The organism is Paenibacillus thermotolerans, from assembly GCF_028745515.1.
GTDB classification, from domain to species: Bacteria; Bacillota; Bacilli; order Paenibacillales; family YIM-B00363; genus Paenibacillus_AE; species Paenibacillus_AE thermotolerans.
Map to the genome: position 1 here is coordinate 1 of NZ_JAQZSG010000064.1, position 13,228 is coordinate 13,228.

At 53.4% G+C, this 13,228-nt stretch carries 16 protein-coding genes and 11 tRNA genes; 24 read left to right on the forward strand and 3 right to left on the reverse strand.

The window, feature by feature from the left end; translation table 11 throughout:
- Positions 1-62 precede the first annotated feature (62 nt).
- From PT964_RS25585 to PT964_RS25645, 13 genes are all read left to right on the forward strand, one after another.
- A tRNA-Thr gene (locus PT964_RS25585) sits at positions 63-138 on the forward strand.
- A gap of 8 nt (positions 139-146) precedes the next feature.
- A tRNA-Tyr gene (locus tag PT964_RS25590) sits at positions 147-232 on the forward strand.
- Positions 233-236: 4 nt separating this feature from the next.
- Positions 237-310: transfer RNA gene (locus tag PT964_RS25595), tRNA-Trp, on the forward strand.
- Between the two features lie 14 nt (positions 311-324).
- A tRNA-His gene (locus PT964_RS25600) sits at positions 325-397 on the forward strand.
- 10 nt (positions 398-407) lie between these two features.
- Positions 408-482 (forward strand) — tRNA-Gln (locus PT964_RS25605).
- Between the two features lie 8 nt (positions 483-490).
- Positions 491-565, forward strand: a tRNA-Gly gene (locus PT964_RS25610).
- Between the two features lie 12 nt (positions 566-577).
- Positions 578-651, forward strand: a tRNA-Cys gene (locus tag PT964_RS25615).
- A 7-nt stretch (positions 652-658) separates the two neighbouring features.
- A tRNA-Leu gene (locus PT964_RS25620) sits at positions 659-747 on the forward strand.
- Positions 748-768: 21 nt separating this feature from the next.
- Positions 769-845, forward strand: a tRNA-Arg gene (locus PT964_RS25625).
- Positions 846-865: 20 nt separating this feature from the next.
- A tRNA-Leu gene (locus tag PT964_RS25630) sits at positions 866-948 on the forward strand.
- 29 nt (positions 949-977) lie between these two features.
- Positions 978-1,057 (forward strand) — tRNA-Leu (locus PT964_RS25635).
- A gap of 222 nt (positions 1,058-1,279) precedes the next feature.
- Complete coding sequence (locus tag PT964_RS25640) at positions 1,280-2,488, forward strand: ROK family protein (protein ID WP_274366203.1); 1,209 nt, start codon at positions 1,280-1,282, stop codon at positions 2,486-2,488.
- 122 nt (positions 2,489-2,610) lie between these two features.
- Positions 2,611-2,862, forward strand: coding sequence for a hypothetical protein (locus PT964_RS25645; protein ID WP_274366204.1), 252 nt, complete (start codon positions 2,611-2,613; stop codon positions 2,860-2,862).
- A gap of 66 nt (positions 2,863-2,928) precedes the next feature.
- Here PT964_RS25645 and PT964_RS25650 read toward each other — a convergent pair whose 3' ends face one another.
- Positions 2,929-3,030, reverse strand: coding sequence for a YjcZ family sporulation protein (locus PT964_RS25650; RefSeq protein ID WP_274366205.1), 102 nt, complete (start codon positions 3,028-3,030; stop codon positions 2,929-2,931).
- Between the two features lie 62 nt (positions 3,031-3,092).
- On the reverse strand, positions 3,093-3,188 hold the full coding sequence (locus PT964_RS25655; RefSeq protein WP_274366206.1) for a YjcZ family sporulation protein: 96 nt from the start codon (positions 3,186-3,188) through the stop codon (positions 3,093-3,095).
- Positions 3,189-3,467: 279 nt separating this feature from the next.
- On the opposite strand from PT964_RS25655, the gene PT964_RS25660 reads away from it, so the two are divergent.
- The 8 genes from PT964_RS25660 (at position 3,468) to PT964_RS25695 (ending at position 8,676) form a co-directional block, all read left to right on the forward strand.
- The gene (locus tag PT964_RS25660; RefSeq protein ID WP_274366207.1) at positions 3,468-3,767 is read left to right on the forward strand and encodes a LiaF transmembrane domain-containing protein; all 300 of its coding nucleotides are present in this window, start codon (positions 3,468-3,470) and stop codon (positions 3,765-3,767) included.
- A gap of 14 nt (positions 3,768-3,781) precedes the next feature.
- Positions 3,782-4,456 carry a PspA/IM30 family protein gene (locus PT964_RS25665; RefSeq protein WP_274366208.1) on the forward strand — a complete coding sequence of 225 codons (675 nt, stop codon included), beginning with the start codon at positions 3,782-3,784 and terminating at the stop codon, positions 4,454-4,456.
- Entirely contained in the window at positions 4,453-4,932 is a 480-nt protein-coding gene (locus PT964_RS25670) for a PspC domain-containing protein (protein WP_274366209.1), read from the forward strand. Before PT964_RS25665 ends, PT964_RS25670 begins: the two co-directional genes overlap by 4 nt.
- A 1-nt stretch (position 4,933) precedes the next feature.
- Positions 4,934-5,611: a PspA/IM30 family protein gene (locus PT964_RS25675; RefSeq protein WP_274366210.1), complete on the forward strand. Its 678-nt coding sequence runs from the start codon at positions 4,934-4,936 to the stop codon at positions 5,609-5,611.
- A gap of 150 nt (positions 5,612-5,761) precedes the next feature.
- The gene (liaF, locus tag PT964_RS25680) at positions 5,762-6,427 is read left to right on the forward strand and encodes a cell wall-active antibiotics response protein LiaF (protein ID WP_274366211.1); all 666 of its coding nucleotides are present in this window, start codon (positions 5,762-5,764) and stop codon (positions 6,425-6,427) included.
- A 15-nt stretch (positions 6,428-6,442) separates the two neighbouring features.
- The gene (locus PT964_RS25685; protein WP_274366212.1) at positions 6,443-7,510 is read left to right on the forward strand and encodes a sensor histidine kinase; all 1,068 of its coding nucleotides are present in this window, start codon (positions 6,443-6,445) and stop codon (positions 7,508-7,510) included.
- Positions 7,482-8,120: a response regulator gene (locus PT964_RS25690; protein WP_274366213.1), complete on the forward strand. Its 639-nt coding sequence runs from the start codon at positions 7,482-7,484 to the stop codon at positions 8,118-8,120. The genes PT964_RS25685 and PT964_RS25690 overlap by 29 nt, the downstream gene beginning before the upstream one ends.
- A 109-nt stretch (positions 8,121-8,229) precedes the next feature.
- Complete coding sequence (locus PT964_RS25695; RefSeq protein ID WP_274366214.1) at positions 8,230-8,676, forward strand: GNAT family N-acetyltransferase; 447 nt, start codon at positions 8,230-8,232, stop codon at positions 8,674-8,676.
- A gap of 54 nt (positions 8,677-8,730) precedes the next feature.
- Here the strand turns inward: PT964_RS25695 and PT964_RS25700 are convergent, their stop codons facing one another.
- On the reverse strand, positions 8,731-9,090 hold the full coding sequence (locus PT964_RS25700; RefSeq protein ID WP_274366215.1) for a hypothetical protein: 360 nt from the start codon (positions 9,088-9,090) through the stop codon (positions 8,731-8,733).
- A 198-nt stretch (positions 9,091-9,288) separates the two neighbouring features.
- Between PT964_RS25700 and zwf the strand changes: the two genes are divergently transcribed.
- Genes zwf through PT964_RS25715 form a run of 3 tightly spaced genes read left to right on the forward strand, consistent with a single transcriptional unit; the run spans position 9,289 to position 13,074 of the window.
- Entirely contained in the window at positions 9,289-10,830 is a 1,542-nt protein-coding gene (zwf, locus tag PT964_RS25705; protein WP_274366216.1) for a glucose-6-phosphate dehydrogenase, read from the forward strand.
- Positions 10,831-10,833: 3 nt separating this feature from the next.
- Positions 10,834-11,469: a cyclase family protein gene (locus PT964_RS25710; RefSeq protein WP_274366217.1), complete on the forward strand. Its 636-nt coding sequence runs from the start codon at positions 10,834-10,836 to the stop codon at positions 11,467-11,469.
- Between the two features lie 21 nt (positions 11,470-11,490).
- Positions 11,491-13,074, forward strand: coding sequence for a peptide chain release factor 3 (locus PT964_RS25715; protein ID WP_274366218.1), 1,584 nt, complete (start codon positions 11,491-11,493; stop codon positions 13,072-13,074).
- Positions 13,075-13,228: the final 154 nt, after the last annotated feature.

The following is a 13,228-nucleotide window of genomic DNA, read 5'->3' on the forward strand; positions in this document are numbered from 1 at the left end:
AATCCTTGTGTCGGCGGTTCGATTCCGTCCCAAGCCACCATTTTAACCAAACCAAATCACATGCCGTTGTAGCTCAATTGGTAGAGCAACTGACTTGTAATCAGTAGGTTGGGGGTTCAAGTCCTCTCGACGGCACCATGTATTTCGGGGGATTAGCGAAGTGGCCAAACGCGGGAGACTGTAAATCTCTTCTCTTACGAGTTCGGTGGTTCGAATCCATCATCCCCCACCATTAAAGGGGCATAGTTTAAAGGTAGAACAGCGGTCTCCAAAACCGTTAGTGTGGGTTCAATTCCTGCTGCCCCTGCCAAGCAACTAAATATGGCGATCGTGGCGAAGGGGTTAACGCATCGGATTGTGGTTCCGACATTCGTGGGTTCAAGTCCCATCGGTCGCCCTTGCTTTATTGGGGATTAGCCAAGCGGTAAGGCAACGGACTTTGACTCCGTCATTCCCAGGTTCGATCCCTGGATCCCCAGCCAATATATATGCGGACGTGGCTCAGTGGTAGAGCATCGCCTTGCCAAGGCGAGGGTCGTGGGTTCGAATCCCATCGTCCGCTCCATTCAGTTCTTGTGGCGCCATAGCCAAGAGGTAAGGCAGAGCTCTGCAAAAGCTTTATCCCCAGTTCGATTCTGGGTGGCGCCTCCACTCTTTTGCCGGGGTGGCGGAATAGGCAGACGCACAGGACTTAAAATCCTGCGGTTGGTAACAACCGTACCGGTTCGACCCCGGTCCTCGGCACCATAAGAAACTTATAAGAAACATGTGCCCTTAGCTCAGCCGGATAGAGCGTTTGACTACGAATCAAAAGGTCAGGAGTTCGAATCTCTTAGGGCACGCCATTTTTCTTGAAATTGAATATGCCGGTATGGCGGAATTGGCAGACGCGCGCGACTCAAAATCGTGAGGGAAACCGTGGGGGTTCAAGTCCCTCTACCGGCACCATTTTCAAAAAACTTCATATATTGCACCATGCCGGTATGGCGGAATTGGCAGACGCGCGCGACTCAAAATCGTGAGGGAAACCGTGGGGGTTCAAGTCCCTCTACCGGCATCATACTTTATTTGCAATCAACAGTCTTGCGATCCTAGACGGATCTCAGGACTTTTTTTGTTTTCATATGCTAAAATGGCATNTCATACTTTATTTGCAATCAACAGTCTTGCGATCCTAGACGGATCTCAGGACTTTTTTTGTTTTCATATGCTAAAATGGCATAAAGCCATCATACTGCATCGCCCAGGCTGTTTTGCGGAAGGAACGGTGAACGGCTGCATGATTCATGCTAGAGAACGGATCGGCAATCCGAAGGTAAAGCATCTGTATTCATTAATTCGCAAAAATGGAACGGTATCGAAGCATTTCCTCCAAGAACAAAGCGGGATGAAAGGCAGCACACTAACAAGGCTTCTGGAGGAAATGGTTCAGGAGCAGTGGCTGGAAGAAGTCGGCTTCGGCGAATCGACAGGTGGCCGGAGGCCAATACTATATAGAACGAATCCGAAAAAAGCTTACGTCTTCGGTTTGGACATTTCGCGAATCCACTCGCGGCTCGTTCTTTGCGACCTTCATCTTAATAAAATCGATTCCCGGGTATGGCGAATGACTCCCAAAACGACACCGGACGTGCTTATCGAGCATATGACCGAAGCGATGGGGGATATTTTGCAGTATCACGGTATTTCTAATGAAAAGCTGCTTGGCGTTGGAGTCGGCTCTGTTGGACCGTTAGACCGCAATAGCGGAGTCATAACGGATCCGTTGTATTTTCCGTCCCCGGGCTGGAACAATGTACCCGTCTGCCATATGATCTCCGAACGCATGAAGACGCCGTGCGTCCTGGATAACGGGGCTAATGCGGCGCTTTTGGCGGAATATTGGACGGATGCCCCGGAGGAACGGTGCGAGCATGTGCTTTATATTCACGGCGGGATCGGTCTGCGCTCCGCCATGCTATCGAACGGCAAGCTCGTCTACGGAGCAGTGGACATGGAAGGGGCCGTCGGTCAAATGATTATCCAAACCGACGGAATACCGCATAGAGAGCCGGACGGGAATATCGGATGCCTTGAGTCGTATTGTTCTATTTATGCCATCGAGCAAGCGGGGATCGCCCGATTGAAGCAAGGCCGCGAAACGCTGCTTCGCGAATTGGCGGACAAGTATGAACAGCTTTCATTTCCGGAGCTGGTCAAGGCGCTGCTTGCCGAAGACCCGTTGACGGTAGAGCTGTTTACCCAGTCTGCGACCTATTTCGGGATCGGGCTTGCCAATATGCTGAATATGCTTCACCCCGAGAAGGTTGTTTTCGGGGGACCGCTGTTTAATACGCAAGATTTGTACTTTCAGGTGGCAACGAAGGTAGCGTTGAAAAACACTTATTATTACCCGGCTTACCAAGTGCAGTTCAGCCGCGGCAAGCTAGGCGAGGAAGCGCTCGCGATCGGAGCGGCCGTCCTTGTGGCGGAGCAGCTGACGATGTAGCCGAACGGAACTCCATATCAATCTACTATATATTCTTTCTTTCGGGTGGGCCGATTCCGCTGGAACGGCGTCGCGTCGGCCTCCTTCTGAATAGAATGGAAGGAAGAAAGGAGGTAGAGCGTATGGAGTTCCAAGCATATGACGTCGCTCTTGTGCCGCTCATTGTTTCCGTCGTCGCAGTTGTCCGCGCAGCAGGAGTGCCTTCGCGCTGGCTGCCTCTCGTAGCCGTTGTTTTGGGGCTTGTTGCCGGATTTGTTTATATTGCTCCGAGCGATCCCCGAAAGGCCATTCTTTCGGGCGTTGTAATGGGCCTTTCGTCCGTCGGTGCCTGGTCCGGAGTAAAGAACACGGTGCAAAAAAACGGCGAGAAGTAACCCTCAGTCCGTAAGATAAAAACCGCCCGTCCCGTAATTTCGGGGCGGGCGGTTTTCTCTGCCATGCTACACGAAGAAAATGCCGGAGTACAAAATGATAACAAGCAGGATATACAGTACTAAAATAGCTCCTGTCGAAGTGAAGCCGAATCCTCCTACAGCAGACATGTTTTCAACCTCCTAAAGGTAATTTTTTCAGACAATGAGCTTGAAGACCGCCCGGTCTGAAATTAAATCACGAAAACTCGGGAGATGATCACCAGAAGAATAAAGAGCACAAGGATTACTCCCGTTGACGTGAAGCCGAATCCGTAGAATGCACTCATGCGATCTCCTCCTTTATCCGAAGATAATACAGCATATGTCCCTTGTGGCATGTCTTGTATGGACCAATGTCCCGTAGACGTTTTTCCGGCCGCCCAATCTGCTTGCACCTCGCCTCCCGTCCGCCCGTCTTCTCTTCCTTTCGCTTCAGTCCTGTCCCGGCCCCGCCTAAGGTCCAGTCATAAAAACCGCCACCGGTCTGTTTTGCCAAGCTTGAAAATCTCCTAAACTAAAACCATGAACGACAAACAAACGCGAACTAAAGAAACGGAGTGAAGACGATGAAATGGAACGGCAAAACGGGTCTGGCGCTGCTGCTGATCGCTCTGGGCGCAATTATACTACTAGGAAAATTAGGCTTGCACGTCGGACACTTATTCGGGGCCATTTTTCCGATCATTATGATTGCATTAGGGTGGTACGGCATTAAGCACGGCCGATCGACGATCGGTTGGATCGTCCTTACCATCGGGCTGATCGGCTTGATCGGAGCGCTGTCCGGTATACTTGCGATCCTGATACCGGTCGCGATCATCTGGTTCGGCTGGTTGATGTTGAAAAACCGCAGTAAAGTTTACTAAGGAGGAAACCGCACATGAGTATTATGAAACGAGTTCGAGATATTACCATCGCAACATTGAACGACCGGTTGGAGCACGCACAGGATCCGATTCGAGTCATTGACGGCTTTCTCGCCGAAATGGCGAACGCGATCCGTCAAACAGAAGCATTGTACAAACAATGCGCGGCTCATACGGCCAGCATGCGAAGCCAATACTTACAAGCCGAATCGTTGGTCGGCAAACGCGAGCATCAAGCGATGACTGCGTTAAAAGCCGGGGAAGACGGAATCGCCCGGGCGGCCTTGGCCGAGAAGGTGCTTGAGGAAGAAAAAAGAGACGGTTTCAGCTCGCTGTACGAGCAAAGCAGACTTGCGATGCTGGAGCTGCAGGAGCAGCTGAACGCGCTCAACAAAGATTACCAGGAAGCATATCATAAGCGGCAATATTACTTAGCTCGAGTGGAGACGCTACGCCTGCAGCGTCAGCTGAACGAAAGAAGCCGGCACTATACCGGCAACAACAGCGGCGTCTGGTTCGACCGCCTGGAGGAACAAATCCGCGACATCGAGTATGAAAATTCCGCATTGCGGGATGTTCGCGGCGGCGCGTCCGCAGCCGGTCAATACGGCTCGGGCTACGGTACGGACCGCATCGATCAGGCATTGCAGGACTTGAAGAAGAAGCTTGAAAGCGAGGGTATTCGATGAAGACGATCTATCGTTCGCAGCGCGATAAGAAGGTAATGGGCGTATGCGGGGGCCTAAGCGAAGCGTTCGGCATCGACTCGACGATTGTGCGGCTCGTAACGGTGGTCGCCACGATCTTCTCGAGCGGAGCCGTCATCCCGGTCTATATTATCGCCGGACTGGTGATGCCGAAGGACCCGACATTCCAGCCATACGGGCAAATGAACCACGGCTGGGTGCCCCCTGTTCCGCCGAATCCGGGCCGTCCGGGTCAGGGAGCGTACAACCCGAACGCCCAATACTATGGGCCGCAGCCCCAACAGCAGCCGTTCAGCCATACGTCTCACGGTCAATACGGCCCGGGCTCAAGCGTTCCAACCGGCGCGGACCTGGACGGAATGATGAACGATCTGGAGAAAAAAGCGCTTCAGAAAGAAATTGAGCAATTGAAAATGAAACTCGCCAAATTCGAAAACGATAATAAAGGAGATGCTTAACATGGGAGTATTTAAAAGAATGAAGGAAATGACGGTTGCGTCGATCAACGATATGCTGGATAAAGTGGAAGACCCGATCGTGATGCTGAATCAATACATTCGGGATATGGAAGAGGAAATCGCCTCCGCGGAAGTAACGGTCGCCAAACAAATGGCGAGCGAACGCAAGCTGAAGGAGCGTCTGCAGGAAGCGAAACGCGTCAGCCAGGCGCTGGAGACGAAAGCCGAGGAAGAGCTCAGAGCCGGCAAGGAAGTTTCGGCAAGAGCGGCGCTGGAAGAGAAGCTTCATTACGATGCGAAAATTTCGGAAATGGAAGCTCTGTACGTCCAAACCAAAGGTCAAGCCGATGAGTTGATGTCGCAATTGCACGGCATGAAGGACGAATTTTACAAAATGCGCAACAAGCGCAACGAGCTGATCTCCCGTGCGCAGCTCGCGAAAGCGAAAAAGCAAGTGGCTCAAGTGACGTCGGTGCACACGATCGACGGGGGCAATGCGCTTCGCGGCTTCCACCGGATGGAAGAGAAAATCATGCAGCTGGAGGCGGAGGCGGAGATCGCACGGTTCCCGTACGGAACGAATGCCGCAACGTTCGGCGACAGCCTGAAGCAAGAGAAAGTCAACGAGCAGCTGGAGGAATTAAAGCGCAAAATGTCCTCCGCATCGGAGGAGCAGTAAGCCCAAGCGAGAAATTTGCTATGGGAGAGTTGAAGGAAATATGATATAACAAGCCATAGGGGTTTGCGGACATACGTCCCTTACAAACCGCTATGGCTTTTCCGCGATTATAGATTAACATCCTTGGGGCTACAGAGGAGGTGCGAAGGGTTGGAGCGAAGCAATCGAAATACGGCATTGTTATTAATCGGAGCAGGAGTGTATTTGGCGATCGGGACAGCGGTAGGGTACTTGACGGCAAGCGCGTTGCTGATCGCACTTCTCGGCTTCGCGCTCATTCGTTCTTCCGGCAGCTCCGGTCAGCGCAACAACACGGGATATGTCCTGCTTGCGGGTGCGGGCATCGTCATAATCGTAAATCATTGGTCGTTCCTGTTGCTCGCGGCAACGGTCGGCGCGGTCTGGTTTTATTCGCGTACCAAGAGCGAGGGCAGGCCCGGAATGAAGTTTGCGAAGGAACACTTGCTTGCGAGCGTCCGCTGGGAACGCGGAGAGCCTTGGGTTCTGGAGTCAACGGATATTTCCGTGGCCATCGCCGAGGTGCGAATTGACTTGACCAAGGCGCTGCTTGAGCAAAAAGAGACGATGTTGAATTTGCAGGGCATTATCGGGGATATCGACATCGTCATTCCCGAGGATGTGGGCGTCTCGGTTCAATCCTCCGTAATGCTCGGGCAAATTCAGATCGCCGGCGAAAAGGGAGCCGGAGCGATGAACCGCCTGCTGTGGCGTTCCCCGAATTTCGAGAGCGCTGAGCATCGAATATTGGTAAACATCTCCTATGTCGTAGCCGACGTTGATGTGAAAGTGGTGTAAGGAGGGCGGAGAAATATGCCGAAATTAACGAGTATAGTATGGCGGGCGATGGGCGAGGGCGTACTGCTTAGTCTCGCTCTTTTTGCCGTCATAGCTTTATCGATGCAAGGATTTCACCTGCTCCGTCCGACCGACTGGGAAACCGGCATTCGCTTCACGGCAACGGCGCTTGGCCTTGTGATGATTACGGGCGCCGCGTACGGCTTTTGGCACAGCCATCGGATCAATTCCCGCTTAGAGGCGCTCAGAGCTTCGATGCTGTTCATGGAGAAAGGCAATTTTTCCCGTCCGATACCGGATCTGGGAGAGGATGAAATCGGGCGGCTGGCCGAACAGTTAGGGAGAATTACAAGCAAATGGGAGGAGCAGGTGACAAGCCTGCAGCGGCTTTCGACGAACAATGCGGAGCTTGCGGAGAAAGCCCGTTACTCGGCCATCGTAGAGGAACGGCAGCGGCTGGCGCGCGACCTGCATGACGCCGTATCGCAGCAGCTTTTCGCCATCTCGATGACGGCTACAGCTTTGGGACGAACTTTGGAGAAGGACATGGAGAGGGCGAAGCGGCAAGTTTCGTTGATTGAAGAAATGTCCTCCGTCGCCCAGTCCGAAATGCGAGCGCTGCTGCTTCACCTGCGGCCGGTCCACCTGGAGGGCAAACGGTTTACAGACGCATTGCGCGAGCTGCTGCAAGAGCTTACCGCCAAGATGCCGATTCATATTCAATGGGAGATGGACGATGACGTGCGTCTGGCTAAAGGCGTCGAGGATCAGCTGTTTCGGATCGTGCAGGAGGCGCTCTCAAACACGCTTCGCCATTCCCGGGCGGACAGGCTGGAGATGAAGCTGTACCGCCGCGTCGACGGAGTTCGGCTCAGCATTAGGGATAACGGAATCGGTTTTGAGATGGATCAGAAAAAGCAAGCGTCCTACGGTCTCATGTCGATGGCGGAACGCGTCAACGAGATCGGCGGATTTATCAATATCGTCAGCGCTCCGGGCAAAGGCACGAAAATCGAAATTCGGGTTCCGGTAATGTTGGAAGGGGAGGAAGAGCATGTCGGTGAAAGTATTGTTAGTGGATGATCACGAGATGGTGAGGATCGGCCTTGCGGCCGTGCTCGGCACCGAGGACGACATCGAAGTGGTCGGCGAAGCGGGAAGCGGGCCGGAAGGCTTGCGGCTGGCGCAGGAGTATCGGCCGGACGTCGTGCTTATGGACCTGGTGATGGAGCCTATGGACGGCATCGAAACGACCAGGAGATTGCTGGAGGTGCATCCGGATTGCAAAGTGATCGTGCTTACCAGCTTTCTGGACGACGAAAAGCTGTATCCTGTCATTGAAGCGGGCGCGTTCAGCTATTTGCTCAAGACGTCGCGTGCGAGCGAGATTGCGTCCGCAATTCGGGCGGCCGCCAACGGTCAGCCCGTACTCGAATCGCAGGTCGCCTCCAAAATGATGAACCGGTTCCGTCAGCCGAAACCGCAGGCCGCCCCTCACCATGAGCTTACGGAACGCGAGATGGAGGTTCTGAAGCTGATCGCCAAAGGAAAGTCCAATCAAGAAGTGGCGGATGAGCTTTATATCGGCATTAAGACGGTAAAATACCATGTGACGAACATTCTTGCCAAGCTTGGGGTGGAGGACCGCACGCAGGCGGCCATCTACGCCGTCAAGAACGGTTTAAGCGAATAATGTAAAGAACCGGTAGCGAAAATAAAGACAGTCGTCCAAACGCCGGCGTTTGCCGCCGCATAGAGTATGGATATTACTCTATGCTTAATAGGCGTTAGGACGGTGCCGTATGCTCCGAAAACGAATTCCGAAAGTCGACGACAAGGCGATTTTCGCTTTGATTCGCAAAGAGCTGATCCCGCTCAATCCTCCTGAATGGCAAAAAGGGGATCATTCCGACAAGCGGCTTACTGAACGTTTAAAGCTCGGAACGACTTTGGTTTGGTCGCAAGCCCGGCATACGCCGGCCCTTGCGTTCATTCATATTTATCCGCTCGGACCCGTACTGTTTGTCGATTTGCTGGCCGTTGACGGGAAGCTGCAAAGGCGGGGCATCGGCTCGGTGCTGCTCGACGAAGCGGAGAAGCACGGCCGAGCCTGGGGCCACACCCGGCTTCAGCTGCTGGTGAATGAAACCAATGCGAAGGGCATCCGGTTTTATATGAAAAAGGGGATGTCGATCGCCCGTTACGAGCCGATGCTGCGGAGCTATTTGATGGATAAAGCGATCGTGTAACATGAAATCAGCCCCTTCGAATTCGCGAAGAGGCTGATTTTTTTGAACGGGGTATTACAAATATAACGGAAAAATAAGGGCTATGGACTTCAGATCGACTTCAGCCGGTCTCTCCGGAAACAGGGCAGGCTCATGCATGAACGGGACTTGCGGAACCACAGGTGCCGGCGGATTGGCTGCCGCTGCCGCTCCCGCTCCTTTGCCGGTTTTGCGGATTTTTGAGGTCGCCCCTTTCTTTTTTGATGATTGAGCTTTTTCTTGAGCTGCGGACCGTTGACCGTTCAGGATCAGTTTCTTGCTCGTGCACCCGGTAAGAATGCCGTAGCGGCGGGTGCCGTCGTTCAGTACGGCGCAGACGGGCTGGCCTATAAGAGGCTGAATGCGGTCATTCGTAATCGGTTGTTGGACGTACATCCAGCAGAACACCTCCTAGTCTTTTATCACCACATTATTCACCCAGTTTTCGAGTTGGTTGGACTCGAGAGAAAAATGACAGCCCATTTTTTCGGATTCGGCGGCATTGACGGATGCGTAGCATTTTCACGTACGATTTGCTAAACTAACACTAACGCTATGGGGACATAGTAATTTCGAACGAAAGAATGATGCCGCTTGGAACGTAAAGTTGAAGGAGCCGTTATCGTACTTTTCGGCGCCACAGGCGACTTGGCCAAAAGGAAATTATATCCTGCCATATACAGCCTATATCGTGAAGGAAAGCTGTCCGACAATTTCGCCGTCATCGGCGTTGCCCGCCGGGGCAGAACGGACGGGGAGTTCCAGCAGGACGTATTGGACTCCATTCGGGAATTTGCACGACACAAGCCGCAAGACGGAGATCATTGGAGCCGGTTCGCCGAACGCTTCCGTTATGTATCTCTCGACATCAACGACCTGGAAGGCTTTAAAAGGCTGAGAACGACTGCAGACGATTTGGACGAGCGTTTCCGCGTAGGCGGCAACCGTTTGTTCTATTTGGCGTTGGCGCCCGAATTGTTCGGCAGCGTATCGCACAACTTGAAGGGCGGCGGAATGCTTGCCTCGCAAGGGTGGCACCGTCTGGTGATCGAGAAGCCGTTCGGGTACGATTTGGCTTCCGCAGAAAAGCTGAACAAGGAAATCCGCGAGGTGTTTCCGGAGGAGGACATTTTCCGGATCGATCACTATTTGGGCAAGGAAATGGTTCAAAATATCGAGGTGGTTCGGTTTACGAACGCCTTTTTCGAGCCGCTGTGGAACAACAAGTACATAAACAATATTCAAATCACGCTCAGCGAAACGGTCGGCGTCGAAGAACGAGGCGGTTATTACGATACCGCCGGAGCGCTTAGAGATATGGGCCAGAACCATATGCTTCAGATGATTACCATGATGGCGATGGAGCCGCCGGGCGTCCTTCATCCGGAAGCCGTCCGCGACGAGAAGGTGAAGGTTCTCAAAAGCCTGCGCTTGTATAAGGATGCCGAGGACGTAAGGCGGAATGTCATTCGCGGACAATACGGTCCGGGTGTTGCGAAGGACAAGCCTGCGCCGGGATATCGCGAAGAAGACAAAGTAAACCCGAAGTCCAACACCGAAACGTATTTCGCAGCCAAGGTGTTTGTCGACAACTTCAGGTGGGCGGGCGTGCCGTTCTACGTGCGCACCGGCAAGCGGCTTCCGGCCAAGGCGACGGAAGTTGTCGTCGAATTCAAGAATGTGCCCGACAACGTTTATTTGGCAAGCAAGCATGCGCTTCAGCCGAATTTGCTCGTATTCCGAGTGAATCCGATGGAAGGCATTTACGTCAAATTCAACACGAAGGCGCCCGGAGCGGACGGCGCGATTCAGCCGGTAGCGATGGACTTCTGCCAGTCGAGCGCCGTCGGAATTAATACTCCCGAGGCTTACGAAAGGCTGCTTCATGATGCCGTCCGAGGAGATTCGACTTACTTTACCCGTTGGGACGAGGTCGCGTCGGCATGGCGGTTTGTGGACGTCATTGCGAAAGCGTGGTCCGAATCTCCGGACGATTTGGAATTTTACCCGGCCGGATCTTGGGGGCCGGAAGGAGCTAAGCGGCTCTTGGAGAAGGACGGAAACCGCTGGTGGCCTGTCAACGGTCAGCGCGACGACGACGTGATCCGCGTATGCTCGGATCAAGGAGGGGATTGATTTATGTCATTGTTAGAGGGACGCAAGCTGTACGATATTTCCATGACGATTCAAGAAGGCATGCAAGTATATAAAAACAAGGACGAAAAAAAACTCGAGCTGCGCAACACCGTGAACCATCAAACGGGATCGGTATACGAGACGAGAATCGGCATCGACGCGCATTGCGGAACGCATTTGGACGCCCCGCTGCATATTCTGGACGGAGGGGCGACGATCGAGACGATCCCGTTGGACCGCCTCATCTCGAAAGCGCAGGTCGTCGACGTCACTCATGTCGAGGGAGGCGTCAGCCGTTTGGATCTCGAAGCGCTCCATATCGGGCAGGCCGATTGGCTGCTGTTAAAGACGCGTAACTCCTTTAGCGAACAGTTCGATTTCGAATTCGTTTATTTGGCCGAGGACGGCGCTCAGTTCGTAATCGAAAAGGGCATTCGCGGCGTAGGCACCGACGGGCTCGGCATCGAGCGCGCACAGCCCGGGCACCTGACGCATCGGGCTTTGATGAACAACGATATCTTGATATTGGAAGGACTGCGCTTAAAAGATGTGGAGCCGGGCGTTTACGACTTCGTGCTTGCTCCGCTCAAGCTGAGCGGCATCGAGGCGGCGCCTGCGCGCGCATTTTTGCTTGGGTAAGAGGAGAGGAAGTACTACACAATGAGCCAAACGACAGAAGATCAATTAGCGGCGGAAGTGTCGAAAAGACGGACGTTCGCCATCATATCCCACCCGGACGCCGGTAAAACGACGCTCACCGAAAAGCTTCTCCTGTTCGGAGGGGCGATCCGGGAGGCCGGGACCGTCAAGGGGAGGAAGGCGGCGAAGTTCGCTACCTCCGACTGGATGGAGATCGAGAAGCAGCGGGGAATCTCGGTTACCTCGAGCGTGCTGCAATTCGATTATCAGGGCAAGCGCGTCAATATTCTCGATACGCCGGGCCACCAGGATTTCAGTGAAGACACTTACCGTACGCTGACGGCCGCCGACTGCGCGGTCATGCTGATCGACTCCGCCAAAGGGGTCGAGGCGCAGACGAAGAAGCTGTTTCAAGTGTGCAGCATGCGAGGCATACCGATTTTTACGTTCATTAACAAGCTCGACCGCGAAGGCAGAGATCCGTTCGAGCTGTTGGAAGAATTGGAAGAAGTTCTGGGCATTCGTTCGTATCCGATGAATTGGCCGATCGGGCAAGGCCGAAGCTTGGCCGGCGTATATGATCGAAGACGGTCCCGCCTTGAGCTGTTTCAAGGGGACGACCATACGAATATTGCGGTTCGCGAAGTTTCGGGGTATGAGGATGAGGCCGTGAAGGAAGTTGCGGGCGAGCATCTTTATCCGAAGCTGCGCGAGGATTTGGAGCTGCTTGAGGTGGCCGGAGACGAATTCGATTTCGAGAAGGTGTCGAAGGGCGAGCTGACGCCGGTATTTTTCGGCAGCGCCATCAACAATTTCGGAGTGCAGACGTTTCTGGAAAACTTCCTTCAGCTTGCTCCGGAGCCGGCGCCGAGGAAAAGCACGGCGGGAGATATTACGCCGGAGGAAACGAAATTTTCGGGCTATATTTTTAAAATTCAAGCGAATATGAATCCGGCACACCGCGACCGGATCGCCTTCCTGCGCATCGTATCGGGTAAATTTTCACGGGGGATGTCGGTGAAGCATGTGCGGGTGGGCAAGGAAATCAAGCTTTCGCAGCCGCAGCAATTTTTGGCGCAGGACCGGGACATCGTCGCCGAAGCGTATCCTGGCGACATAATCGGCTTGTTCGACCCCGGCATATTCCGGATCGGCGATACGCTCTCGGAACGCGGAGATATCGAGTTCGACGAGCTGCCGACGTTTTCCCCGGAGATGTTCTCCAAAGTCGTCGTCAAAAACGCGCTCAAGCATAAGCAGTATCAGAAGGGCGTCGATCAACTGACGGAGGAAGGCACAATTCAAGTATTCAAGACGATCGGCTTCGAGGATACGATTCTCGGGGTGGTCGGGCAGCTCCAGTTCGAGGTGTTCGAATACCGAATGAAGAACGAATACGGAGTCGATGTGCTGCTTCAACGCCAACCGTTCCAGTTTGCCCGCTGGGTTACAGGGGACAATGTCGATCCGACGAGGTTCCGGGTGAACTCGACCATGTGTTTGGATAAGAAAGGGAATTTTGTCGCGTTGTTTGACAGCGAATATGCGATGAGAGCCGCTATGGAGAAAAATCCGACATATCGTTTTTTGGAGACAGCCCCCTAAACTTAAGGGCTGTCTTTTGTTTTCACGTACTGCAACGCATCTTCAAAATAACGGACACCACAGACGCTATATCGCCAAGTTGACTGACGTGATCCCGCTAACGGACAATACTGATATTAGGTCAATAGAGTGGACACAGAAAATTTCGTACTTC